The sequence below is a fragment of the Dechloromonas sp. H13 genome (assembly GCF_009469615.1).
In the GTDB taxonomy this organism is placed as follows: Bacteria; Pseudomonadota; Gammaproteobacteria; order Burkholderiales; family Rhodocyclaceae; genus Azonexus.
On sequence record NZ_SSXX01000002.1, the window covers coordinates 396,931 to 420,735 of the forward strand.

Annotated in this window: 30 protein-coding genes; 12 read left to right on the plus strand and 18 right to left on the minus strand. The window is 66.0% G+C overall.

Annotation, left to right across the window (positions count from 1 at the left end):
• Positions 1-2: 2 nt before the first annotated feature.
• Genes GH660_RS06425 through nifV form a run of 5 tightly spaced genes read right to left on the minus strand, consistent with a single transcriptional unit; the run spans position 3 to position 3,267 of the window.
• Positions 3-461, minus strand: coding sequence for a nitrogen fixation protein NifZ (locus GH660_RS06425; protein WP_228276387.1), 459 nt, complete (start codon positions 459-461; stop codon positions 3-5).
• Positions 458-799 (minus strand): nitrogenase-stabilizing/protective protein NifW, encoded by a 342-nt coding sequence (nifW, locus tag GH660_RS06430; protein ID WP_153145823.1) that lies wholly within the window; start codon positions 797-799, stop codon positions 458-460. Before nifW ends, GH660_RS06425 begins: the two co-directional genes overlap by 4 nt.
• Before the next feature lie 9 nt (positions 800-808).
• On the minus strand, positions 809-1,351 hold the full coding sequence (locus tag GH660_RS06435) for a hypothetical protein (protein WP_153145824.1): 543 nt from the start codon (positions 1,349-1,351) through the stop codon (positions 809-811).
• A gap of 7 nt (positions 1,352-1,358) precedes the next feature.
• Complete coding sequence (gene cysE, locus GH660_RS06440) at positions 1,359-2,135, minus strand: serine O-acetyltransferase (protein ID WP_228276388.1); 777 nt, start codon at positions 2,133-2,135, stop codon at positions 1,359-1,361.
• Positions 2,128-3,267 (minus strand): homocitrate synthase, encoded by a 1,140-nt coding sequence (gene nifV / locus GH660_RS06445; protein ID WP_153145825.1) that lies wholly within the window; start codon positions 3,265-3,267, stop codon positions 2,128-2,130. The genes cysE and nifV overlap by 8 nt, the downstream gene beginning before the upstream one ends.
• A gap of 182 nt (positions 3,268-3,449) precedes the next feature.
• Here nifV and GH660_RS06450 point away from each other — a divergent pair, with 182 nt between their 5' ends.
• From GH660_RS06450 to GH660_RS06500, 11 genes are all read left to right on the plus strand, one after another.
• Positions 3,450-4,214 carry a class II aldolase/adducin family protein gene (locus GH660_RS06450; protein WP_153145826.1) on the plus strand — a complete coding sequence of 255 codons (765 nt, stop codon included), beginning with the start codon at positions 3,450-3,452 and terminating at the stop codon, positions 4,212-4,214.
• Positions 4,215-4,247: 33 nt separating this feature from the next.
• The gene (locus GH660_RS06455; RefSeq protein WP_153145827.1) at positions 4,248-4,619 is read left to right on the plus strand and encodes a VOC family protein; all 372 of its coding nucleotides are present in this window, start codon (positions 4,248-4,250) and stop codon (positions 4,617-4,619) included.
• Between the two features lie 131 nt (positions 4,620-4,750).
• Positions 4,751-6,220, plus strand: coding sequence for a DUF1254 domain-containing protein (locus GH660_RS06460; protein WP_228276389.1), 1,470 nt, complete (start codon positions 4,751-4,753; stop codon positions 6,218-6,220).
• Positions 6,221-6,490: 270 nt separating this feature from the next.
• Positions 6,491-9,331, plus strand: a complete 2,841-nt coding sequence (locus tag GH660_RS06465; protein WP_153145828.1) for a DNA methyltransferase — start codon at positions 6,491-6,493, stop codon at positions 9,329-9,331.
• A gap of 259 nt (positions 9,332-9,590) precedes the next feature.
• The gene (locus GH660_RS06470) at positions 9,591-9,881 is read left to right on the plus strand and encodes a GYD domain-containing protein (RefSeq protein ID WP_153145829.1); all 291 of its coding nucleotides are present in this window, start codon (positions 9,591-9,593) and stop codon (positions 9,879-9,881) included.
• 99 nt (positions 9,882-9,980) lie between these two features.
• Positions 9,981-10,193 (plus strand): antitoxin MazE family protein, encoded by a 213-nt coding sequence (locus tag GH660_RS06475; protein ID WP_153145830.1) that lies wholly within the window; start codon positions 9,981-9,983, stop codon positions 10,191-10,193.
• On the plus strand, positions 10,190-10,513 hold the full coding sequence (locus tag GH660_RS06480) for a type II toxin-antitoxin system PemK/MazF family toxin (RefSeq protein ID WP_153145831.1): 324 nt from the start codon (positions 10,190-10,192) through the stop codon (positions 10,511-10,513). The genes GH660_RS06475 and GH660_RS06480 overlap by 4 nt, the downstream gene beginning before the upstream one ends.
• A gap of 173 nt (positions 10,514-10,686) precedes the next feature.
• The gene (locus tag GH660_RS06485) at positions 10,687-11,247 is read left to right on the plus strand and encodes a YSC84-related protein (RefSeq protein ID WP_194266240.1); all 561 of its coding nucleotides are present in this window, start codon (positions 10,687-10,689) and stop codon (positions 11,245-11,247) included.
• Between the two features lie 184 nt (positions 11,248-11,431).
• Positions 11,432-11,611, plus strand: a complete 180-nt coding sequence (locus GH660_RS06490) for a type II toxin-antitoxin system VapB family antitoxin (protein WP_153145833.1) — start codon at positions 11,432-11,434, stop codon at positions 11,609-11,611.
• 326 nt (positions 11,612-11,937) lie between these two features.
• Complete coding sequence (locus tag GH660_RS06495) at positions 11,938-12,417, plus strand: RNase H family protein (protein ID WP_194266241.1); 480 nt, start codon at positions 11,938-11,940, stop codon at positions 12,415-12,417.
• Positions 12,414-13,826: a PLP-dependent aminotransferase family protein gene (locus GH660_RS06500; RefSeq protein ID WP_153145835.1), complete on the plus strand. Its 1,413-nt coding sequence runs from the start codon at positions 12,414-12,416 to the stop codon at positions 13,824-13,826. The genes GH660_RS06495 and GH660_RS06500 overlap by 4 nt, the downstream gene beginning before the upstream one ends.
• Here GH660_RS06500 and GH660_RS06505 read toward each other — a convergent pair.
• Positions 13,821-14,129, minus strand: coding sequence for a hypothetical protein (locus GH660_RS06505; protein WP_153145836.1), 309 nt, complete (start codon positions 14,127-14,129; stop codon positions 13,821-13,823). The two genes, GH660_RS06500 and GH660_RS06505, sit on opposite strands and share 6 nt — an antisense overlap.
• Positions 14,130-14,132: 3 nt before the next feature.
• Positions 14,133-14,738, minus strand: coding sequence for a cytochrome c oxidase subunit 3 family protein (locus GH660_RS06510; protein ID WP_153145837.1), 606 nt, complete (start codon positions 14,736-14,738; stop codon positions 14,133-14,135).
• A gap of 243 nt (positions 14,739-14,981) precedes the next feature.
• Here GH660_RS06510 and ccoG point away from each other — a divergent pair, with 243 nt between their 5' ends.
• Positions 14,982-16,373 carry a cytochrome c oxidase accessory protein CcoG gene (ccoG, locus tag GH660_RS06515; protein ID WP_153145838.1) on the plus strand — a complete coding sequence of 464 codons (1,392 nt, stop codon included), beginning with the start codon at positions 14,982-14,984 and terminating at the stop codon, positions 16,371-16,373.
• Between the two features lie 62 nt (positions 16,374-16,435).
• On the opposite strand, the gene GH660_RS06520 is transcribed toward ccoG, so the two are convergent.
• The 11 genes from GH660_RS06520 to nifK all read right to left on the minus strand — a co-directional run bounded on the left by GH660_RS06520 (position 16,436) and on the right by nifK (position 23,789).
• Positions 16,436-16,996: a class I SAM-dependent methyltransferase gene (locus tag GH660_RS06520; RefSeq protein ID WP_228276390.1), complete on the minus strand. Its 561-nt coding sequence runs from the start codon at positions 16,994-16,996 to the stop codon at positions 16,436-16,438.
• 43 nt (positions 16,997-17,039) lie between these two features.
• Entirely contained in the window at positions 17,040-17,492 is a 453-nt protein-coding gene (locus GH660_RS06525; protein WP_153145839.1) for a rhodanese-like domain-containing protein, read from the minus strand.
• A gap of 36 nt (positions 17,493-17,528) precedes the next feature.
• Positions 17,529-17,870 carry a DsrE/DsrF/TusD sulfur relay family protein gene (locus GH660_RS06530; RefSeq protein WP_153145840.1) on the minus strand — a complete coding sequence of 114 codons (342 nt, stop codon included), beginning with the start codon at positions 17,868-17,870 and terminating at the stop codon, positions 17,529-17,531.
• Entirely contained in the window at positions 17,867-18,589 is a 723-nt protein-coding gene (locus tag GH660_RS06535) for a metalloregulator ArsR/SmtB family transcription factor (protein WP_153145841.1), read from the minus strand. Before GH660_RS06535 ends, GH660_RS06530 begins: the two co-directional genes overlap by 4 nt.
• 263 nt (positions 18,590-18,852) lie before the next feature.
• The gene (locus GH660_RS06540) at positions 18,853-19,821 is read right to left on the minus strand and encodes a hypothetical protein (RefSeq protein WP_153145842.1); all 969 of its coding nucleotides are present in this window, start codon (positions 19,819-19,821) and stop codon (positions 18,853-18,855) included.
• Between the two features lie 28 nt (positions 19,822-19,849).
• The gene (locus tag GH660_RS06545; RefSeq protein ID WP_153145843.1) at positions 19,850-20,596 is read right to left on the minus strand and encodes a 4Fe4S-binding leucine-rich repeat protein; all 747 of its coding nucleotides are present in this window, start codon (positions 20,594-20,596) and stop codon (positions 19,850-19,852) included.
• Complete coding sequence (locus GH660_RS06550) at positions 20,586-20,849, minus strand: DUF6129 family protein (protein ID WP_153145844.1); 264 nt, start codon at positions 20,847-20,849, stop codon at positions 20,586-20,588. The genes GH660_RS06545 and GH660_RS06550 overlap by 11 nt, the downstream gene beginning before the upstream one ends.
• Positions 20,846-21,577 (minus strand): dinitrogenase iron-molybdenum cofactor biosynthesis protein, encoded by a 732-nt coding sequence (locus GH660_RS06555; RefSeq protein ID WP_153145845.1) that lies wholly within the window; start codon positions 21,575-21,577, stop codon positions 20,846-20,848. The genes GH660_RS06550 and GH660_RS06555 overlap by 4 nt, the downstream gene beginning before the upstream one ends.
• Positions 21,578-21,646: 69 nt before the next feature.
• Positions 21,647-21,838, minus strand: a complete 192-nt coding sequence (locus GH660_RS06560; RefSeq protein ID WP_153145846.1) for a 4Fe-4S binding protein — start codon at positions 21,836-21,838, stop codon at positions 21,647-21,649.
• 68 nt (positions 21,839-21,906) lie between these two features.
• The gene (nifT, locus tag GH660_RS06565; RefSeq protein ID WP_153145847.1) at positions 21,907-22,134 is read right to left on the minus strand and encodes a putative nitrogen fixation protein NifT; all 228 of its coding nucleotides are present in this window, start codon (positions 22,132-22,134) and stop codon (positions 21,907-21,909) included.
• 86 nt (positions 22,135-22,220) lie between these two features.
• Positions 22,221-23,789: a nitrogenase molybdenum-iron protein subunit beta gene (gene nifK / locus GH660_RS06570; protein ID WP_153145848.1), complete on the minus strand. Its 1,569-nt coding sequence runs from the start codon at positions 23,787-23,789 to the stop codon at positions 22,221-22,223.
• Between the last annotated feature and the right edge of the window lie 16 nt (positions 23,790-23,805).

Below are 23,805 nucleotides of genomic sequence, written 5' to 3' on the forward strand. Positions count from 1 at the left end.
CCTCACTCCTTCGCTTCGATCGCCGTCAGCGCGTCTTCCGGAATCTGCAGGACGCGGCCCGGCAGGCTGTCGAAGTGGATGTGGTAGGCGACGCCGCCGGGCGCGTCGCGGATCACCTTGATCACCTCGCCGAGGGCGCCGACGGGAACCAGCACCTCGCCGCCGACCGAGAGTCCCTTGGCCGCGCGAACCTTCTCGCGGAATTCGAAGCGCGACGGCAGCCACGGGTCGTCGGCGCCGATCAGCTCCTCCTCGCGGCAGCCGACGACCTTGCCTTCGTCGAGGAAGTTCACCGAGTAGATGATCTGGTCCTGGAGGAAGGTTCCGACATCGACGACATAGCCGATGCTGCCGCGGCGAACGAGGAAGGCGCCCGGGTCGAGGCCGGGGTAGGTCCCGTCGTTGCGGACGTTGCGGGTCAGACGTACGGCCTCGCCGTAGTCCCAGCGGGCGTCCATCATTGGCGGAACACCTTGTCGAGCGAGACGAAGGAACTCATCCCGCCATCCGGCCTGGCCTGGTTCTGGAAGACGGCGAAGACCTTCTCGGTCAGCGAGTCGGAGGTGACGAAGTCCTGGTAGGCGCGTTCCAGCCACAGGCGGTAGATGCCGCGCTGCTGCGCTTCTTCCGGCGGCAGGTTGGGCGCCTGCTTGGTCAGGTAGTCGTGGAAGCGCTGCAGGATGTGCAGGCGGTTCACATGAACGACGGCGGGGTCGTAGGGCACCTCGAAGTAGTCGAGGAAATCTTCGGCGGAAACCAGGTCTTCCATGGCTTCGGCAAGGGTCAGGGTGTCATCCATGGGGCCTCCTCAGGCTGCGGCTAGGTTCAGTGAAGGGTTGTCGGCGTCGGCCGCGCCGTCGCACTGGAATTCATCGACGACTTCGAGCAGCTTGGCGGCGCCGAGGTGGTCGCGGCTGTCGAGGGCGGCGAGCCGGGTCAGGCGGTCGCGTGATTCGGCAATGCGCCCGAGGCGCAGCAGGACGACGCTTTCGGCCTTGAGCGCCAGCAGGTAGAAGCGCAGCAGGCCGAAGGAAATGGCGGCGGCGGTGCCGAGCTGGGCTTCGTCGATCTGGCGCCAGTCGCTGGGAATGCCGAGATGGCGGGCGGCGATGCGCTTGGCGTGGTCGGCGACGATCAGCACGTCGGCCAGCCGGTGCTGGTAGAAGTAGTAGCGGTAGAGGCCGACCAGCACGGTCAGGTGCTCCGGGGCGATCAGGTGGGCGCGCAGCAGCGCCATCTCGGCGTCCGGGCTGCCGTAGTCCTCGGCGGCCTGGGCGATCAGGCGCTCCGCCTCGACGGGCAGGGCGTCCTCGAAATACAGCTTGCAGTCGGAGAAGTCGAGCAGGTCCATGGGGCCCTCAGTGCATGGACTCGTGCTCGCAGCACAAGTCGCCGGCGGTACAGGTTTTACATTGCCCGGTGTGATCGGACGGCGGCGGTTCGTTGCGGACTTCGGCCAGTTCCTTCTCCAGCGTCTCGATGCGCTCGATCAGGCAGGCGATGGATTTGGCGACCGGGTCGGGCAGCAGGTTGTGGTCGAGGCTGATGCCGTTTTCCGGGCGCTGGCCGCCGGCCCGCGTATCGACGATGCGGCCCGGTACGCCGACCACGGTGCGGTCGGCCGGCACGTCCTTGACGACGACCGAGTTGGCGCCGACGCGCACCCGCTCGCCGATGCTGATCGGCCCGAGGATCTTGGCGCCGGCGCCGACCACCACGCCGCTGGCCAGCGTCGGGTGGCGCTTGCCCTTGTTCCACGAGGTGCCGCCGAGCGTGACGCCGTGGTAGAGCGTGACGTCGTCGCCAACTTCGGCGGTCTCGCCGATCACCACGCCGGCCCCGTGGTCGATGAAGAAGCGGCGGCCGATGGTGGCGCCGGGGTGGATGTCGACATTGGTCAGCGTGCGCCCGAGGAAGGACAGGAAGCGCGCCGGGAAGCGCCAGCCGGAACGCCACAGGCGGTGCGACAGGCGGTGGGCGAGGATGGCATGGACGCCCGGGTAGGTGGTCAGCACCTCCAGCGTCGAGCGGGCCGCCGGGTCGCGCTGGAAGACGCAGGCCAGGTCTTCCTTGAGGGTTGCCCAGAGGCCGGGCGCGGCCAGTGCGGTTGCGGTCATGGTCATCGCTTCAGACATGTTGGGGGCTCCGGACCGAAGCCAGGAGGGCGCGCAGGTCGGGCGTCTCCGGCGGATGCTTGTGTTCGGCGACGAAGTTGCGGACGCGCGGCAGCAGCGCCTGCGCCTCGCCGTCGTCGACGGTGATGCCAAGCCCGGCATAGACGACCTGCACCGCGCGCGAGCCGGAATGCTTGCCGAGCACGATGCGGTGCGCCTGGCCGACCTCGCGCGGGTCGAAGCCCTGGTAGTTGTCCGGATGCTTGAGCAGGCCGTCGACGTGGATGCCGGCCTCGTGCGTGAAGGCGCCGGCGCCGACGACGCTCTTCTGCCACGGTACGGCGCGCCCGGAAGCGCTGGCCACCTGGCTGGAGAGCGCCGGGAAGCCCTTGAGATTGACGCCGGTTTCAATGCCGTAAAGCTTGGTCAGGCCGAGCACCACTTCCTCCAGCGGCGCATTGCCGGCGCGCTCGCCGAGGCCGTTGACCGTCGTGTTCACATGCGTGGCGCCGGCCTTGCAGGCGGCCAGCGTGTTGGCGGTGGCCAGCCCCATGTCGTCGTGGGCGTGCATCTCGATTTCGAGGCCGGTGTTGCGGCGCAGGGTGGAAATCCGCTCGAAGGTGGCGAACGGTTCGAGGATGCCCAGCGTGTCGGCGAAACGCAGGCGGCGGGCGCCGGCACGTTCGGCGGTTGCGGCCAGGGCGCACAGGAAACCCATGTCGGCGCGCGAGGCGTCCTCGCAGCCGAGGCCGACTTCGAGGCCGAGGCTGAGCGCGGCGCCGATGTATTTCGGCAACTCGCGCAGCAGCCAAGCGCGGTCCTGCTTCAGCTTGTAGGCCAGGTGCTGGTCGGAAGCCGGCACCGAGATGTCGATCAGATGGGCGCCGAGGCCGGCGCAGGCGGCGATGTCGGCGGCGTGCATGCGGCTCCACACCATCAGGCGCGGCGCCAGCTTGAGCGCGGCGACGGCGCGGATCGAATCGCGCTCCTCCTCGCCCATCGCCGGGATGCCGACTTCCAGTTCCGGCACGCCGATGGCGGCGAGCTGGCGGGCGATGCCCAGCTTTTCGTCCAGCGAGAACGCCACGCCGGCCGACTGTTCGCCGTCGCGCAGGGTGGTGTCGTTGATGGTGACGAATTGCGGCTGGGTCATTGGAAGTCTCCTTGCCGAGCTTCTAGCAAGGGCGGTGCCAGCGACCAAGTCATTGAAAAATAAAGGTTCATGATTGCGCCGGTGCGGCCGTGTCGGCTTCGTGTCGCGAACCTGACAAGCGCCCGCGTGTCGAACGCGAAACGAGTGTTTCCTTCAGTGTCCCGCGACGAAAGGAGCGCATCATGAACGAGCCTGCCTGCGAACTGCTGTCCGACGCCGAAGAACTCGAATGGTCGCTGCGCGTCGATCTCGCCGCCTGCTATCGCCTGGTCGCGATGTTCGGCTGGGACGACCTGATCTTCACCCACATCTCGGCGCGCGTGCCCGGCCCCGAGCACCAGTTCTTCATCAACCCCTACGGCATGATGTTCGACGAAATCACCGCCTCCAGCCTGGTCAAGGTGGACCTGCTGGGGCGCAAGGTCGAGAGCAGCCCCCACGACATCAACCCGGCCGGCTTCGTCATCCACAGCGCCATCCACGCCGCCCGCGAGGACGCCCAGTGCGTGCTGCATGTCCACAGCGTCAACGGCGTCGCCGTCTCTGCGCAGGAGGCGGGCGTCCTGCCGCTGTCGCAACATTCCATCTTCGTCCTCTCGTCGCTCGCCTACCACGACTACGAAGGCGTCGCCCTGGTCGACGACGAAAAGCCGCGCCTCGTGCGCGACCTCGGCGACAAGCGCTTCCTGATGCTGCGCAACCACGGCCTGCTGACCGTCGGCCGCTCGGTCGCCGAAGCCTTCGTCGCCATGTATTTCTTCGAGACCACCTGCATGATGCAGGTGCGCGCGCAGAGCGGCGGTCAGCCTCTGCGCCGCATCGGGCAACCGATCATCGACGGCGCCCAGGCGCAGTGGGAACAGGTCACCCGCGGCGTCGGCGGCGGCCTCGCCTGGCCGGCGCTGCTGCGCAGGCTCGACCGGGTGAATCCGGGCTACCGCGCCTGAGCGGTTGCCTGCCAAAGACAAAGGAGACGCACGATGAAACCCAATCCCGTCGGCTGGTTCGAGATTTATGTGCAGGACATGGCGCGCGCCAGGAAATTCTATGAATCGGTTTTCCGGACCACGCTGGAAAACCTGCACGCCGCGGATGCGGAAATGTGGGCCTTCCCGATGGCGCCGGATCTCTGGGGCGCGGGCGGCTCTCTGGTCAGGATGGCCGGCTGCCCCCCGGGTGGCAACAGCATCCGGGTCTATTTCAGCTGTGACGATTGCGCCGTCGAGGAAGGCCGGGTCGCCCAGGCGGGCGGGCGCGTCGAGCGCGCGAAAGCCTCCATCGGCCAGTACGGCTTCATATCGCTGGTGGTCGACAGCGAGGGCAACCTGATCGGCCTCCATTCGATGAAATGATTACCGGGGGGCGCGCCCCCACCGGTTGCGGTCGACCGCCCGCAAAGGCCAGAAACCGGCCGGCCGCATACTTGGACGTCATTGCATTGTCTGCCACAATCATGCGCTCAACCCACCATGAGGACCGGACCATGCACAAGGATGTGAAGACGATGCTCGCCGGCGGCCTGATCGCCGTCGCGCTTCTGGGGGGCTGCGGGAAGAAGGAAGATCCCGTCAGCCAGGCGGCGAAGAAGGATGTCGCGGCCGGCGTGCCGGCGCCCGGCATCGCCGAGGTCAAGGCCATCGCCGAGGAAGCCTTCATCTACGGCCTGCCGATCGTCATGAACTACGGGGTGATGTACGAATTCGTCATCGACAAGAACTCGAATCAGTACAAGGCACCGTTCAATACCATCAACAACCAGCATCGCGTCTTCACCTGGGAGGACACGGCGATCCCCACGCCCAACAGCGACACCCCCTATTCCATGGCCTGGCTGGACCTGCGTGCCGAACCGGTCGTCATTTCGGTGCCGGCGGTCGATCCCAAGCGTTACTACTCGGTGATGCTCAACGACGGCAACACTTTCAACTACGGCTACATCGGCAGCCGCGCCACCGGCAGCGAAGCCGGCGACTACCTGATCGCCGGCCCGCGCTGGAAGGGCGAGACGCCGCCGGGAATCAAGAAGGTATTCAATTCGACCACCGATTTCTCGCTCGCCGTGTTCCGCACCCAGTTGATCGACGCCAAGGATATGCCCAACGTCGAAGCCGTCCAGGCCGGCTACAAGGTGCAGCCGCTGTCGGCGTTCCTCAACCAGCCGGCACCGGCCGCTCCCGCTGCCGTCGAGTGGCCCAAGTTCGACAAGGACCTGGTCAAGACCGAATTCTTCGAGTTCCTGGATCTCGCCCTGCAGTTCGCGCCGGCCGGTCCGGAAGAAGAAGCGATCCGCGCCAAGCTCGCGAGCATCGGTATCGGCCCGGGCAAGAAGTTCGCCTTCAAGGACCTCTCGCTCGAGCACAAGGCGGCGGTCTTGCTCGGCATGAAGGAAGGCGACAAGAAGGTCGACGAGAAGGTCGCCAGCATCGGCAAGTCGATCAACGGCTGGCACGTCGGCTCGGCGTTCGGCGACCGCGCCTTCTACAACGGCGACTGGCTGCTGCGGGCGGCTGCCGCGCGCGCCGGCATCTACGGCAACGATGCTGCCGAAGCCATGTACCCGATGACCAAGACCCTAGCCGACGGCACGGTGCTCGACGGCGCCAAGCACAAGTACACGCTGACCTTCGCCAAGGATCAGTTCCCGCCGGTCAACGCCTTCTGGTCGGTCACCATGTACGACGCCAAGAACCAGCTGCTGGTCAAGAACCCCATCAACCGCTACCTGATCAATTCGCCGATGCTGTCCGGCATGAAGAAGAACAAGGACGGTTCGCTGACCCTCTACATCCAGAAGGATTCGCCGGGCAAGGACAAGGAAGCCAACTGGCTGCCGGCCCCCGATGGCGATATCTATCTGGTGATGCGCCTCTACTGGCCGAAGGACACGCCGCCCTCCATCCTGCCCCCCGGTTCCGGCACCTGGAACCCGCCGGCACTCGCCATCGCCGACTGACGGCGTCGTCAGGCGGCCGCCCGCGCCGGCTGCGGTCGACCGCCAAAAAAGGCCAAAAACCACCCTCACTCCTCCCCCTTCAAGGGGGAGGCCGGGAGGGGGATGGGTCAGGTGGCAATCTCCCGGCCATAACCCATACCCACCCGAATCCTGCCCTTGACGGGGAGGGTGCGTTTTCATCCGACTGGCCCCGCGCCAATCCCCGTCCGCCCGCGGCGCGCATGAAGATCGGGTATCCTTCCCGGCATTCGCAACCGCACCGGTCCGCCCATGACCCCCGCCCAATTCATCGCCAAATGGCGTGACAACCCGCTCTCCGAACGCGCCGGGTCGCAGCCCTTTTTCATCGACCTGTGCGCCATGCTCGACGTCGCGCCGCCCGACGACCCCGACCACTACTGTTTCGAGCGCGGCGCCACGCGCACCGGCGCCGGGCACGGCTGGGCCGACGTCTGGAAGCGCGGCCACTTCGGCTGGGAGAACAAGGGCCCCGGCGGCGATCTCGGCGGCGCCCTCAAGCAGTTGATGACCTACGCGCTGGCGCTCGACAACCCGCCGCTGCTCGTCGTCAGCAACCGCGACGTCACCCAGATCCACACCCATTTCACCGGCACCCCATCCGAAACCCACACCATCCGGCTCGCCGACATCGGCACCCCGGAAAACCAGCAGAAGCTGCGCTGGCTATTCACCGACCCCGAAAAATTCCGCCCCGGCCGCACCGTGCAGGACATCACCGCCGACGCCGCCGGCCGCTTCGCCAGCATCGCCCGCTCGCTCACGGATCGCGGGCACGACCCCGAAAAAGTCGCCCACTTCCTCATCCAGTGCCTGTTCTGCATGTTCGCCGAAGACATCGGCCTGCTGCCCAGACGGTTGTTCGAGCGCGTGCTCGACAAGCGCGGCGGCGACACCGTCAAGCTCGGCGCCGCGCTCGGCGAACTCTTCCGCGCCATGCAGGCCGGCGGCGATTTCCTGCTCGAAGACATCGCCTGGTTCAACGGCGGCCTCTTCGCCCGCATCGAGCTGATCGAGCTCGCCCCCGGCGAAATCGACGCCCTGCATGCCGCCAGCAAAATGGACTGGAGCGCCATCGAACCCGCGATCCTCGGCACCCTGTTCGAGCGCGGCCTCGACCCCAGGGTTCGCGCCCCGCTCGGCGCCAACTACACCGACCCCGGCACCATCATGAAGCTGGTCGGCCCACTCGTCGTCGAACCGCTGGCCCGCGAATGGGCTGCCGCCCGCGAACGCATCGGCGCCCTCGTCGGCAAATACCACGCCGGCGGCAAAGGCTCGCAAAGCGCGCTCAAGGAAGCGCAAGGCCTCTTCCTCGGCCATATCGAACGCCTGAAGAACTTCCGCGTCCTCGACCCCGCCTGCGGCTCCGGCAATTTCCTGTACTTGAGCCTGCGCGCCCTCAAGGACCTCGAACACCGCGCCAACCTCGACGCCGAAGCCCTCGGCCTGCAACGCCAGTTGCTGATCGAAACCAGCCCGGCCAACGTGCTGGGCATCGAAATCAACGCCTACGCCGCCGAACTCGCCCGCGTCACCGTCTGGATCGGCGAGATTCAGTGGATGCTCAGGAACGGCTACGACTGCCGGCGCAACCCCATCCTGGCCACCCTCGACCACATCGAGCACCGCGACGCGCTGTTGAACGAAGATGGCAGCGAGGCCGACTGGCCGGTGGCCGACGTCATCGTCGGCAACCCGCCGTTTCTGGGCGACAAGATGATGCGCGGCGAACTCGGCGCCGATTACGTCGAACGCCTGCGCAAGCGCTTCGACGGCCGCGTGCCGGGCGGTGCTGACCTCGTCACCTACTGGTTCGAGAAAGCGCGGGCGCAGATTGCCGCCGGCCAACTGCAAGCCGCCGGCCTCGTCGCCACCAATTCAATACGCGGCGGCGCCAACCGCAAGGTGCTGGAACGCATCGTCGACACGACGCGCATCTTCGAGGCGTGGAGCGACGAAGCCTGGGTGAACGAGGGCGCGGCGGTGCGTGTGTCGCTGCTTGGATTTGGCCCTTTTTTCGGGGTCGACCGCAACAGCCGGTTGGATGGGGTGGAAGTTGATGCGATTCACGCCGATCTGACGACAGGCGTTGGTGTTGATCTAACGCAGGCGCTGCCATTGACCGAAAACAGCAATACGTCATTTATTGGCACCCAGAAAACCGGTGCTTTTGATGTTCCTGGGGAGATGGCGCGTGCCTGGTTGAAACATCCCAACCCAAACAACAAGGCTACAGCAAACGTCGTTCGGCCTTGGGCAAACGGAATGGACATTACTCGTCGGCCTTCTGATACGTGGATTATAGATTTTGGCCATTCAACGCCAGAGGCCGATGCGGCCTTGTATGAGTTGCCATTTACGTATATCGAGGAGCTTGTACGCGTTGGCCGCGAAGGTAGTCGCGAGGCTATTGCGAGCAAATGGTGGTTACACACTCGGCCTCGCCCAGAAATGCGGGCTGCGCTTGAGGGTTTGAGCCGCTATCTCATAACGCCGAGAGTTTCAAAGCACCGGCTATTTGTGTGGATGCCTCTAGCGACACTTCCGGATAGTGCCACTTCAGTTATCGCCCGCTCCGACGACACTACCTTCGGCATCCTGCATTCCCGCTTCCACGAACTCTGGTCGCTGCGCCTCGGTACCTCGCTCGAAGACCGCCCGCGCTACACCCCGACCACCTGCTTCGAAACCTTCCCGTTCCCCGCCGGCCTGACGCCGCGCGATACCGCCGTCGGCGCGCCGTCCGGCCCGCTGGCCGAACGCATCGCCGCTGCCGCCCGCCGCCTGAACGAGTTGCGCGAAAACTGGCTGAACCCGGCCGAATGGGTGGACTGGGTGCGCACGACGGAAGAGGAAAAGGCCGACTTCCCGCCGCGCCCGGTGGCCAAACCGGGCCACGAGGCCGAACTCAAGAAGCGCACCCTGACCAACCTCTACAACGCCCGTCCGGCCTGGCTGGACCTCGCCCACCGCGAGCTCGACGCGGCGGTCGCCGCCGCCTACGGCTGGGCCGATTACACCCCGGAACTGCCCGACGACGAGATACTGCGTCGCTTGCTGGCGCTCAACCTGCAGCGCGCCGCCGCCTGATCCGACGCCGGCCGGGCAGGGCGCCGGCCGCTTTTATTGACATGTCACGTGCGGATTGCCTTTGCACGATTTCCGCCTACACTGGATTCATCCCTTCGTTTTCCGGGCAGCGCCGCATGGCCGGGTCATCCGGCAGGAGACCATCGGCGCCGGTCCGCCGACGATTCACCCACGCAAGCGGTTTGCGCCCGTCTGCCCGCGGCAGGCGTGGCGGTGTTGCAGCGGCTCGCTGCTTGTTGTCCGACGAAGGAGAAAAATCATGGCAACGCTCATTTCATTGGTGTCGTTCACCGACCAGGGCATCCGCAACATCAAGGATTCCCCGGATCGCTTCCTGGCTTTCCAGGCGCTCGCGGAAAAGGCAGGGCTCAAGGTCAAGGCCGCCTACTACACCATCGGCCAGTACGACATGGTGATCGTCGTCGAAGGCAACGAGCAGGCGGCGGTGGCCGCCATGCTCAAGGTCGGCTCGCTCGGCAACGTGCGCTCGCAGACGCTGCATGCCTTCTCGGTCGACGAAATGCGCGGGATGCTGGCCGGCATCTCCTGATCCGTCACGACCGGCGGCGGTGCTGATGTTTCGTTGCATGTAACGTGATCCGGGGCTATCATCGGGTTGCATGTAACTACATCGATTCAGGAGCAAGACATGACGACAAGTGTTTCGGACCGCGTACAAAAGCATCGGACAGGTTTGCGTGCCTCCGGCCTGCGCCCGGTCCAGATCTGGGTGCCGGACACCCGTCGTCCCGGCTTTGCCGAGGAGTGCCGCCGCCAGTCCCATCTTTTGCGCGACGATGCGCTGGAGCGGGAAACCCTTGAGTGGCTGGCGGCTGCAGCCGACACGGATGACTGGGAATGAGGCGTGGCGATCTGGTCACCGTTGCGCTGCAGGGGGCGTATGGCAAGCCGCGCCCGGCGCTGGTGATTCAATCCGACCTTTTCGATGAACACCCGTCGGTGACGGTGTTGCCGATCACGAGCGAACTCCGCGCGACGCCGCTGTTTCGCATCACGATCGAGCCGGATGCCGGCAATTGCTTGCGCCAGGCTTCACAGGTCATGGTCGACAAGGCGCAGACCATTCCCCGCGAGAAAATTGGCGAGACATTCGGCCGCTTGAGCAATGAAAACCTGCTGGCGGTCAATCGCGCGTTGGCGGTGTTTTTCGGTTTCGCGTAAGGCGGTCCTGCTGCGGTCGACGGCCGGACAAGGGCAAAAATCGGGGCGCAGTTCGGGCGGCGGTGGGCTAAAGTGAAAACAGTCATCCGCTGCACATGACGAACGTCTGGCGCCGACCTCCGGCACATGGTGGGGGCGCCCGGCTCCGATGGTTTCTCACTGAAAGGGACATCATGAAACTGACCCAGCTCCTCGCGGTCGCCACGCTGGCGATCTTCTCGTTCACCTCGACCGGCGCCCTGGCGCAGTCGGAGAAGGAAAAGAATCAGGCCGAGGTCAATGCCAAGGCCGAGCAGACGCTCAACGACTTCTTCAAGGCCAAGCCGAAGCTGAAGGCCGAGGTGAAGAACGCTGCCGGCTATGGCGTGTTCACCACCTACGGGCTGAGCTTCCTGGCCGGCGGCAGCGGCGGCAAGGGCGTGGTGCACGACAACAAGACCGGGAAAAAGACCTACATGGATCTCGCGCAGGCGAGCGTCGGCCTGCAGATCGGGGCGTCGGAAACCCGTTATCTGTTCGTCTTCAAGGACGCCAAGGGGATGCAGACCTTCATCGATTCCGGCTGGGAAGCCGGCGGTGAAGTCGGCGCCGGCGCCGGTGCCGGCAAGCACGCGGCCGGCGGGACGGTCGGCCAGTTCACCTATGGCAACCTGTACAGCCTGACCAAGAACGGCTTCCAGGCCGGCGGCGCGATGGGCGGCACGAAGTTCTGGAAGGACAAGGACCTCAACTGATTCCGGGCGCGCTGGCTTACGCAAAGGCTCGCGCGCATCTCTTTCCGGTAGCTTGGATTTCGCATGCTGCAATGCATTAATTTGTTTGCCGAATTATTGAGAATGCATTGACAGAAGCCTAATATCGGCTTGTTGCAAGGCAAAAATATTTGCAACGAGCATTTCAACCGATATAGGTGACACCATGCCCCATACTCATGCGCATACGAAGGCCGAAGCTGTCCACGAAGCACTGGACGAATACGTCGAGGCACACCACCACTCGCCGGAAATTCACGAGAAGGCGCGCATCATCTCCAACGCGATCACGCAGTGGGAGCACGAAGAGGTGGATCTGCGCCACCCCGCCCCGGCAGCCGGCTGACGGGCCAGTGCCGGCGGGCGACAGCGCCGGGCCGGGTGCCCGGCATCGCCTTGTGCGCGGACGCCGGGGCACAGAACGATACGCTTTGTTGCAAACCGTTACTTGAACCCGGGCGCGCCGGCCCTTATCTTTGCTCCATGCGCTGACCAGACATCAGCCTGACGGCCCCACCTCCCTCCCTCCCCCCAACGGGCCGTCCAGAAAGCCTCGCACTTCCCCCGGTGCGGGGCTTTCGCCTTTCTGGGCCGGGGGTTCCGGATTATGCTTGCGCCCGTGTGCGGCGGAGGCGACGAACCACGATGGCGGGAAGGCGAAGGAAGAAGGCAGTGCGGGTGATTCACCAGTCGGTCGGGCCGCTGCCGCTGCGCCTGGCCGACCGCTTCGTCGGTCGCCGGCTGGTCTTCAGCGACGCCAGCCGGCAGCGCCACGGCGGGCTGGCCGTGGTGCTGTTCGGCGAGCCGGACGAAGCACCGCTGGTCGCCACGCGCACCGTGCCCGTTGTCGGCAGCAACGAGCTGGAACTGCAGGCCGCCCTGTTCGGGCTGCAGCAGGCGCACCGGCATTTTCCCGGCGAACCCTTCGCGCTGTTTTCCGACAACCAGGATGCGGTGATCCGCCTCGACCGCGCCCGCCTGCACGGGCTGGCGCAGGATCCGGCGCTGGCCGGCATGTTCGGCGACCTGCAGATCGCCGGCGTGCTCGACCATGCCGCCCTGTGCTGGGTGCCGGGCCACGCCGGCTGCCGCGGCAACACGCTGGCCGACCTGCATGCGCGCGCAGCGGCGTGCCGGGGTGGCGCGCCGTGAGCCGTTACCAGGAACTCGCCGATCTTTCGCAAAGGCTGATCGCCGACGGCGTGCTGCGCGCCGGCGACCGCCTGCCGTCGGTGCGCCAGGCCTGCCGCATCCACGACGTCAGCCCGATCACCGTGACCCAGGCCTATTACCTGCTCGAAAGTCGCGGTCTGATCGAGGCGCGCCCGAAGTCCGGCTATTTCGTCCGCGCCCGCCTCGGTCAACGCCTGCCGGAACCGGAAATGAGCCAGCCGGCGGCCAGTTCGACACAGCTCGAGGTCAGCGATTTTATTTTCCAGATTCTCGAAAGCGTCAAGGATCCCGCGGTGGTGCCGCTGGGCTCCAGTTTTCCCAGTCCGTATCTGTTCCCGCTCGACAAGCTCGGCCGCTTTCTCGCCAACGCTGCACGCCGGCTCGACCCGCTGGCGACGGTGACCGACCTGCCGCCGGGCAACGAGGAGCTGCGCCGCCAGTTGGCCCTGCGTTACCTGGCGCACGGTGCCACCGTCTCGCCGCAGGAAATCGTCATCACCTCCGGCGCCATGGAGGGACTGAATCTCTGTCTGCAGGCGGTGACGCGGCCGGGCGACCTGATCGCCATCGAGTCGCCGACCTTCTACGCCGGGCTGCAGGCCAGCGAGCGCCTCGGGCTCAAAGTCATCGAAATTCCCAGCCACCCGCGCGAGGGCGTCAGCCTGCCGGCGCTGGAAGAGGTGCTGCGCCAGCATCCGGTCAAGGCCTGCCTGTTCATGCTGAATTTCTCGAATCCGCTGGGCTGCCTCGTCCCGGACGAGCGCCGCAAGGCGCTGCTCGAACTGCTGCGCCGCCACGAGGTGCCGCTGATCGAGGACGATGTCTATGCCGAACTCCACTTCGGTCCGCAGGCGCCGCTGTGCAGCAAAGCCGAGGACCGCGAGGGCCTGGTCATGCACGTTTCGTCGTTCGCAAAATGCCTGGCGCCCGGCTATCGCGTCGGCTGGGTGGCAGCCGGGCGCTACGCCAGCCAGGTTCAGCGCCTGAAACTGTCCACCAGCCTGGCGACGACGGTGCCGGTGCAGATCGCGCTGGCCGAGTACCTTAAACATGGCGGCTACGAAAATCACCTGCGCCATCTGCGCCGCACCCTGGCCAGCCGCGAAGCGGCGATGACCGAGGCGGTCGAGCGGCATTTCCCGCCCGGCACCCGCCTGGCGCGGCCGCAGGGCGGCTATTTCCTGTGGCTGGAACTGCCGCAGTCGGTTGATGCCCTGTGGTTGCACCAGCAGGCGCTGGTGCGCGGTATCAGCATCGCACCCGGCCCCATCTTCTCGGCCAAGCGCGAATTCGGCAATTGCCTGCGCCTCAACTTCGGCCATCCCGATTCGCCGGAACAACAGGCGGCGATCGCTACCCTCGGGGAGCTGGCCGCGGCCGGTTCATAGCGTCGCCCAGTGGGCGAACTGGGTGCCGAAGAAGGCGGTCAGGAGCAGGGCGAGTGGCGTGAAGGCGATGAATCCGTGAAGCGTGCGATCGATGAAGGGATGCGTCTGCGGTGCTTCGATGAAGCGCTGGACGACCAGCCTGCCCTTGACCCAGACGATGGCGGCGACCAGCAGCGGCAGCCAGGGTGCGCCGTGGAACCATTGGCCGATGCCGAGCGAGAGCAGCGTCAGGGCGACCAGGGTGAGCCAGGCGAAGGTCAGTGTCGGCAGATTGGCCGGGGGAAGTTTCCTGTTGGCGTTCATGGTTCAGGCGAGGACGTAGAAGAACGGGAAGATGACGAGCCAGATGATGTCGGTGGCGTGCCAGTAGCTGGCCAGGGCTTCGAGGCCGTCGTGGTCGTCGGGCGTGTAGCCGCCGCCCAGGTGGCGGGCGAGCACCCAGAGGATGCCGAGAATGCCCCAGGTGGCATGGACCAGATGGTTGAAGGTCAGGTAGTAATAGACGGTGAAGAAGATGCCGGAATCGCCGTCGATGCCATGCGCCAGGTTCCAGCGGATTTCCAGGTACTTGGCGACCGGGTAGCCGAGCGCCACGACCAGCCCGGCGACCAGCCACCAGAGCGAGCGGCGCCGTTGCCCGGCACGCATCGTCGCCACCGAGCAGGCGATGAAGAAGCTGCTGGTCACCATCAGCAGGGTGATGACCGTCCCGGCAAGGCGCGAAAGCCGTTCGGTACCCTGTTCGAAGGCGTCCGGAAAGTGGGCGCGGGCGACGAAATAGACGATGAAGAGCACCAGGAACTCGACGAACTCGCAACAGATGCCGACCCAGATCCCCTTGTTGCCGGGAATGCGCCCGCTGCTCTCCCGTTCTGCCGGCGGGTCGAATGCCGGTATCGCTGCCGCTGTCATGTCTGCTGCTCCTGAGGGATTCGATGGCGGAATTGTTGCAGTCCGGCAAAAAAAGCACAGATACAGAAAAGTTGATTTTCTATGCGCACAGTTGCCAGGCGTCGGCGTCCGGGATCGCGAATCTGTTCCTATAACAAATCGGATTAACTGAAACTGTTCCCATTCTTGGCGCGGTGTTCTACTTGCCTTTCAGATCGCCCGGGGAATTCGTCCCCGCGCATCGTCATCAGGAGCGAGGGCAGGATGGGCAAAACAGTCAGCAAGGTGCGCGAGGCGAAGCTGGAGCTTTACCGCAGGAAGGGGAAGATCCACGCCAGGGAGACCGCGGGCCGCTTCAACACCCTGCGCTGGGCCATGGTTTGGCTTACCCAGAGCATTTTTTACGGCGCCTGCTGGCTGACCTGGGAGAGCGACGGCCTGCGCCGGCAAGCCATTCTTTTCGACATCGCGCACGAGAAACTGTACCTGTTCGGCCTCGTCCTCTGGCCGCAGGATGCGTTGCTGCTGGCTATCGTGCTGATCCTGGCGGCGACCGGGCTGTTTCTCGTCACCGCGCTGGCCGGGCGGCTGTTCTGCGGCTTCGCCTGCCCGCAGACGGTGTACACGACGATCTTCACCTGGGTCGAGGCCCGGGTCGAGGGCGACCATCTGGCCCGCCTCAGGCTCGATCAGGCGCCAAAGGGCGCGCGCAAGCTGCTGTTGCGGTCGACCAAGCACGGACTGTGGTTTTTGATCGCCGCGTGGACGGCGATCACCTTCGTCGGCTATTTCACGCCGATTCGCGAACTGCTGCCCGCCCTCCCGCGCTGGGAAGTCGGCCCGTGGGAAGGTTTCTGGCTGATCTTCTACGCCGCCTTCACCTACGTGCAGGCGGGGCTGGCCCGCGAGGCGGTGTGCCAGCACATGTGCCCGTATTCGCGCTTCCAGGGCGTCATGTTCGACGACACGACGCGCAATGTCGCCTACGACCGGCAGCGCGGCGAACCGCGCAATCTCCGCCGGCAGGCCGGGAATACCGGCGACTGCATCGATTGCGGCATCTGCGTGCAGGTCTGCCCGACCGGTATCGACATCCGCGATGGCCTGCAATACCAGTGCATCAACTGCGGCCTGTGCATCGACGCCTGCGACGAGGTCATGGACAAGACTGGCGCGCCGCGCGGGCTGATCCGCTTCGCCTCGGAACGGGAGCTGGCCGGGCAGGCGCAACCGGCCGGGCTGCGCCAGCGCCCGCGGGTCGCCGCCTACGCTGCGCTGCTGGCTATCTTCGCGGCCCTGGGGGCGTGGACCTTGAACCAGCGCTCGCTGCTGCTGGTCGACGTGCTGCGCGACCGCGGCGCCCTGCTGCGCGAAACCGCCGACGGCCGGATCGAAAACGCCTACACGCTGAAGCTGATGAATCTGGCCGAAGCGCCGCGCGATTTCACGGTCGAGGTCAGCGGCCTGCCGGGCGTCGAGATCGTCGGGGAGCACGAGTTCTCGGCCGCGCCCGGCAGCATCCGGCCGGTTTCACTGACCGTCTCGGCCCCCGGAGACAATTCCCTGTCCGGCATCCAGCCGATCAGCTTCCGCATCACCGCCCGACAGGCGCCGGCCACCAGCGTCGTCGAGAAAAGCAGCTTCGCGCTGCCCTGACGGCGCGCTGGTCCGCCCGGCTGGCGTGCGCAGCTGCGAGCCGCCGCTCGCCGTCAATGCTCCTAACCCGGCCGTTGCGCGATCAGCCCGAAGTGGTAGGGCGCCGCCGCCTGCAGGTCGACCGGCGCCACCGACGCGAATCCGGCTTCCGCCAGCCATGCCGCGCATTGCGCCGGCGTGGGGCGGATGGCGAGCGGTGGACCGCGCGGGGTGTCGATATCGCTGCGCCAGTGAATCACCGAAAGGATGCCGCCGGGGCGCAGGTTGCGGAAAGCCTCCCGGAGCAGGGCGAGCGGCGCCTCGATGTGGAGCAGGTTGAACACCATGGCGTGATCCTGGGAGGCATTCGCCAGCCCGCTGCCGTGGTCCGCGAAATCGCGCAGGACGGTGCGGAGGTTTGCGTGACCCGCCATGGCAGCGCGTTGGCGGACGAGGGCGATCATGCCGGGTTCGATGTCCAGCGCGGTGACCAGCCCAGCGGTGCGACGGGCTGCGGGCAGCGTGAACGTTCCGTAGCCGCAGCCGAACTCGACCAGGTTGCCGGCCTGGCCGCCGGTGCCGAGCAGTCGCTCCAGAACCCCCGCCGGGTCGAAGAAGGATGACCAGGACGCTTCATCGGGCATCCCGCTCTCGCGCCCCTTCATGCAGGTTCCCGGCCTTGTCGATTCAGTGTTTTGCCGGCGCACTGGCCCGGGCTGCCGCGTCGAAGCCGCCCTTGGACTTCCACTCGGCGTAGCCGCCCTGCAGGATGCGGACGTTGTCGTAGCCGGCGACGCGCAGGGCGAACCCGGCCTGGGCCGACAGGGTGCCGGTGTTGCAGTAGATGAGCACCGGCTGGTCCTTCGGGATGCTGCTCCGCCTGGCCAGCGCCTGCCGCCATTCGAGGTTGACGGCGCCCGGGATGTGCTCCCTGGCGTACTGGTCCTTGTCGCGGGCGTCGATGACGTGGAATTTCTTCCAGTCCTCCTTCGGTATCTGCTCCGGGAAGATGGTGGCGCCGCCGTAGTCGACGAAATCGAGGTATTCCTCCATGGCCTTCACGGCCTCGTCGTTGGCCAGGGCGGGCGTGGCCGCCATCGCCAGGGCGAGCGCTCCGGCGCGCATCAGCTTGAATGGCATCTTGTCTCCTGTTGGGGTTGTGGCTGGGTCGTGTGGCTAGAAAACGAGCACCTTGTCGGCGGCGGCCGTCCACTCCGCCAGTTCCTTCAGGGTGCCGCGGCGCGCGCCCTCGACCAGCTGCTCTTCGCTCAGGCCGCGGGCATCCATGCAGGTGCCGCACAGGGCGACCTCACCGCCGGCCATGTGCACCATGTCTCCGGCGTTGTAGTAGCCTTCGGGCACTTTCTGGCCGGCCTTGGCGCAATTGACGGCATCGCCCAGCAGGAAGACCCGCACCGTCTGGCCGCCCGTCTTGGCCAGCACCCGTGCCAGGCGCAGCGCGTTGTAGCTACGTTCGGTGCCATATGGGGCATCGTTGAGGATGAACAGGGTGGTCATGGTCGTTCTCCCGAGTGAATATCGCGAAGCTGCTCGCCGTCCGTATCGGGAACAGGCGGCTGGCGCTCGATGGGCAGGCCGCTGGCCAGCCATTCGCTCACGCCGTCGGAAATCTTGTGGGCGGTGTAGCCGCGCTGGCGCAGCAGCCGGACCGCCTCGTCGGACATCAGGCAGAACGGACCGCGGCAGTAGGCGACGATTTCCTTGTCCGCCGGCAGATCGGCCAGTCTTTTTTCGAGTTCGGCGAGCGGCATTGAACGGGCGAACGGCAGATGGCCGGCCTCGTATTCTGCGGCGGGGCGGACGTCGATGACCAGGACGTCGCCACTGCGCGCCTTGGCGAGCAGCGACGCCCGGCTTTCCGAACTCAGCGCATCGGGCGCCGCCGTCATCTGCGCCAGCGCGATGCGCAGTTCGACCAAGTGTTCCTCGGCGACTTCGCGCAGATTGACCCACAGTCGGCCGACATCCTCCCCGCTCAGGCGGTAGTTGATGAACTTGCCGGCGCGGCGTGTTTCGACCAGGCGCGCCTCGCGCAGCGCCCGTAGGTGCGCGCTGGCCAGCCGCATGTCGATCCGGGCCTGCGCGGCCAGGGTTTCGACGGTCTTCTCGCCCTGCGCCAGCAACTCGATCAGTTCGAGGCGCTTCGGGCTCGACAACGCCTTGCCGATGCGCGACACGTGTTCATAGAGCTGGGATTTGGTGATGTTAGGCTTCATGAAAACAATCTAGCGATTGTTAGAGTGAAAGTAAAGGCCGGATCCATTGAAGGTCACCGGGAAGCAGGCCGGCAGTCCGTACCGGCACCATGCGCGCTATCGCGCTTCCGATCCGGAACGGCGGATCCGGCGTGCCTTGGCGATGGTCGGCAAGGCGCCAATGCCGGTTTTGCCTCAATCGTGGGGTCGACCGCAACAGGTACCGGCTGTAGCCCGCCGCCGTCGAAAGCCGCCCCGGCCGGAATCGCGCTGCGGATCCCCGTTCAGACCGAATACGGCCGGTGCAGCCAGCCGCGCACGACATCGACGTCGCGCTGCGGCAGGTAGGCGAAGCCGGCCAGGGAATCCTCGACGACCGCCTGGGCGACCCAGTGCGGGACGGCCTTGGTAGTCAGCATGTGGAAGTACCAGGCCATCGGGTAGCCGGTTTCGCGGTCGAAGTGGGTCAGCGCGTCCTGCAGCTTGAGGCCGCTGGTGCCGGTGGCGGCGGCGAATTCCGGCGGGTCGCCGGCCAGCGTGGCGATCGGCTGGGCGCGGAAGACCGGCTGGTGGTAGCGGTCGAGGTGCTCGCGGGTGGCGATCACCCAATGGTTGTAATAGGCGCTGGTGTGGGCGGCGCTGCTCTTCGCCCAGTCTTCGAGCATGCGGTGGATCGAGGCCGGCTCGGGCTTTTGCGCCAGCATGCGCTTGAGGAAGGCGCCGATGTGCTGGATGCGGCGGAAGGTGTAGAAGGGCAGGTCGACCGCCTGCGGATTGTCGGCGCCGCCGCGCGGGTCGACCAGTTCCTCGAGCGAGCCGGGTTCGTTGACGAAGAGCTGGTGGACGCGCATTTCCTGCAGGTCCTCGATTTCCAGCTGCAGGAAGCCGTCGCTCTCGTCGCCGGCCGAGGCGACCAGGTAGTGCGTCTGGCCGACCAGGCGGGTGGCGAACAGGGTCTGGTCGGCGAAGTCGTCGATCAGCCGGTGGAAATCGCCGTCGCGCTCGTCGAGCGCGTCCTCGACCCAGGCCTCCAGGTTGTCGCTGATCCGCCGGCCGTCGCCGTCGAGGATGCCGCCCAGCCGGTACCAGCCGCCGCGGCTCATCGCGTGGCGGAACTTCCAGTCGGGCAGGGCGACGCTCAGGGCCTTGACCAGGGCACCGGGGCCGCTGCTGACCGGAACCTTGGCGCAGGTTTCGACGATGGCGGGGGCGAGCGACTTGCAGTATTCCGTCCAGGCCAGGGTTTCTTTCATCGGGAGTTCCTCGTGAGCAGGCGAAGTGTCATTCGGCGAGGCGGGCCTGCGCGGCTTCGCGCACCTCGAGTTCCGGGTCGCTGGTGAGCGGCTGCAGGAATTCGCGCGGGGCGTTGCCGACGGCGGCCAGCCGCACCCACCATTCCTCGTCCTGCAGCAGCGCGGCGGCGAGGCCGGGGAGGGCGCGCTCGGCGACGACGGCGCGGACTTCCGGCTCGGGGTCGTTGGCCAGCATGTGCAGGGCGAAGGGCGGCAGGCGGGAGGCGACGACCTTGCGCACCTCGCGTTCCGGGTCGCGCGCCAGCTTGGCGAGCTGGCCGTGCGGCAGGCGGCGGGCGACGGTGGCGCGGATCAGGTAATCCGGGTCCTCGATCAGGCGGACGAGCAGCGGCTCGGGCAGGCGGGCGGCGACCGACAGGCGCACCTCGCGGTCGGGGTCGCCGACCATGTCGACCAGTGAGTCGACCGGCAGGCGCATGGCGACGACGCGGCGGACCACCTCGTCGGGGTCGGATTTGAGTCCGAAAATGGCGTCGACCGGCGCATAGCGGGCGGCGATTGCGCGCCGCTCCCAGAAGATGTCGCCCAGGTAGTCGCGCGCCAGTTCCGGGTTGCCGCGCAGGAAGCGGTCGATCTGCCGGCCGCTGTGGGCGCGGATGCAGGCGTCGCCCGGCGTGCAGCGATGCGCGTTCAGGTAGTCCGGGTAATAGACGCAGCCGGAACAGAGGCCGAGGCGGCCGACGCCGGCCTCGGCGGGGCGGCTTTCATTCCTCATCGACCTTGGCGGCAACCAGAATGCCGGTGGCGGAGCCCGGATCGTTGGTCAGCTCCAGGCAGTGTCCGGAGGCGCCGGAGATCAGGTAGAGGTCGTAGCCGTCGACGCTGAAGGCCGGCCTGTAGCGCGGCGAAACGTCGTCCTCGCCGCACTCGGTGAAATGCATCCCGGGAAAGCGCTGGCGCAGCGAGGCGGCGCGCGCGTCGAGCAGGGTCGCTTCGCCGACCTGGGCGAGCTGGGTCGGGGTGATCATGCCGGCTCCTCGTTTTCCAGTTCTTCCTCGAAGCGTGCCAGCGACGCCGCCGGGACGCCCATGATCTGGGCCAGCCAGGGCGGCGGGCAGGACAGACGGCCCTGCAGTTCGGCCAGCACCTCGCGGGCCGGACCGCCGACCGGCTTCTTGACCGGATGGACGCCGGCGCGCACCACCTTGGCGGCAGCCGGGCCGCCGATCGACTGGATATAGACGATCTGGCAGTCGCCGATCAGCGCCGAGCGGGCGGCATTCTTGTCTTCGGCGGTGTCGGCCTCGGCCGTGCTGCGCACGTCGATCAGCTTGATTGCCTGCTGGCCGACCTGGTAGACCAGGAAGCGGTCGCAGGAGCCGAAGTGGCCGTCGAGATTCTCGCCGCGGTTGGCGGCGACGGCGACGCGGATCGAGCCGGGCATTTCGCCGTCGGCATAGGCTTCGATGGCGGGGAAGTCGGTGTGCTCGATCCCCTGTCCCCAGAGCAGGCGGACGGCTTCCTTGAGCTGTTCGGGTTCGACGCCGACATGGCAGCCCTGCTCGGCGAAGTCGCCGGCGAGGATGGCGCGCAGATCCTCGACCGTCAGCTTGCCGAGCTTGGCTTCGGTCAGCGGGGCTTCGAGCTTCTCGATCAGGGCACCGACGAAGGCCTTGACGTCGAGGCCGTCGAGGGCGCGGGCAGCCAGCGCGATGCGCAGCGCGGCTTCGCGGGAGGCGATGGGGGTGGGCGACATGGTGGGCTCCTGGCAGCGTCTTCAGTGGAGCGTCCGCGTGGCGCGGACGCTCGGCTCAAGCCGCTGGGTTCAGGCGGCGCTGATGCAGCCCGAGGGGCAGACGTCGACGCACAGCGGGGAATCGTTGTGGCCGTCGCATTCGGTGCAGGTCGCGGCGTCGATCTTGTAGAAGATCTTGCCGGAACTGATCGACTTGGTCGGGCAGACCGGCTTGCAGTCGCCGCAGGCGGTGCACATGTCGGGATCAATCTTCATTGCCATGATGCTCTCCTTTCAATCCGCCTTCGCTGGCTAATCGGCTGGCTGGGCGGTGAGATTCAACAACAAACTTAGTCCTCGGCGGCGCCGAGGCGCTTGGCACGCAGGGAAATGGGCAGGCGGGGCGGTTTGGCGATCGGGTCGATGTAGTAGGTGCCGCCGTTGTCCAGCTTCAGCTCGCCGCCCCATTTTTCCGGGGTGTCGAATTCGATGGACTCGATGGAGGCTTCCAGGTCGCGCTTCGGAAGGTAGAACACCAGCCCGCCGCCGGCACCCTGCTGGATCATGATGTTGGCCATTTCGGCTCCCTTAGGTTCGTTGTCACTGCACTTCGCGCCGATGCCCCGCCGCCGTTGCCGGTCGGCGGGGCTCGGGTCGGACCGCCTTAGCGGACCAGGTCGAAGTTGTAGTCGGTCGTCCCCATGCCGATCGTTTCCTTGTCGAGTTGCTCAAGGACGGCGTTGGTCAGTTGGGTGACCACGGACATCATGCCTTCGTAGCCCATGGTGGTGGCACGATGCTGATGGTGACGGTCGAAGATCGGGAAGCCGAGGCGGATCAGCGGTACTTCGAACTCTTCACCCTTGTGGCGGGTGTCGCGCTGGATGTACTTGCCGTAGCTGTTGCCGATCAGGAAGTCCGGCTTGTCCGTGAAGCACAGGCTGCGCATGTGCCATAGGTCGTTGCCGACATAGACCTTGCCCAGGGTGCCGAAGGGGCTGGAAGCGAGCAGCTTCTCGACCGCCTTGCCCCAGCGCTTGTTGGCGTTGTGGGACAGGATGTGGGTCGGCTCGGCGCCAACTTCCAGCAGGATCTTGACCATGCCCATGACGAAGTCCGGGTCGCCGTAGATGGCGAACTTCTTGCCGTGCAACCAGGCGTGGCTGTCGGATATCAGGTCCATGCAGCGGCCGCGTTCCAGTTCCAGCGAAGCCGGGATCGGCTGGCCGGTGACTTCGGAGACCTTCATCAGGAACTCGTCGGTCCACTCGACACCCATCGGGATGTTGAGCTTCGGAATGTCATGCTTCCAGGTGTTTTCGACGAACTTCTTCGTCTTTTCCAGCTGGGCCGGTTGCATCAGCAGCGTGGTGATGGCGTTCGGTGCGTCCTTGACTTCGTCCATCGTCGTGCCGCCGGAGTACATGCGGAATTCACCGTCAGCCGGGGTGTCGAAGACATCGGTCGGGTCGGAGAGCATGGTGTAGCCGACGCCCATCTCGGTCAGCATGCGCTTGATGACGCGGTAGTTGCCGAGGTAGGTTTCGAAGCCGGGAACGATGTTGACCTTCTTGTTCGAGCCGACGACCTTGCCTTCCATGCTGTTCAGCGTGAAGTAGCGCAGGATGCCTTCTTCCATGTTGTCCCAGCCGGTGGTGTGCGAACCGACGAAGGACGGGGTATGGGCGAAGGGAACCGGGTACTCCTGCGGCACGTGGCCGGCCTTCTTGGCGTTGTTGATGAAGGCGTTGAGGTCGTCACCGATGACTTCGGCCATGCAGGTGGTGGAGACGGCGATCATGTCCGGCTTGTAGATGGCCTTGGCGTTTTCCAGGCCGTCGAACATGTTCTTCTGGCCGCCGAACACCGCGGCGTCTTCCGTCATCGAGTCGGACACGCAGGAGCACGGCTCCTTGAAGTGACGGTTGAAGTAGGTGCGGAAGTAGGCGACGCAGCCTTGCGAACCATGCACGTAGGGCAGGGTCTTGTGGAAGCCGGAGGCGCAGAGGACGGCGCCGAGCGGCTGGCAGGCCTTGGCCGGATCGACGGTCAGGGCTTCGCGCTGGAAGTTGAGGTCCTGGTATTCCTTGGTGGTGGTCCACATGAAGGTTTCCCACACCTTTTCCGGGCCGTGACCTTCCTCGAACTGCTGACGCTTTTCCGTCAGGTTCTTCTTGTAGTCATCGTCGCGGAACAGCGGATAACAGGGTTTGATCTTTTCTGCGGTTTGCATTGCTATCTCCTTGCCC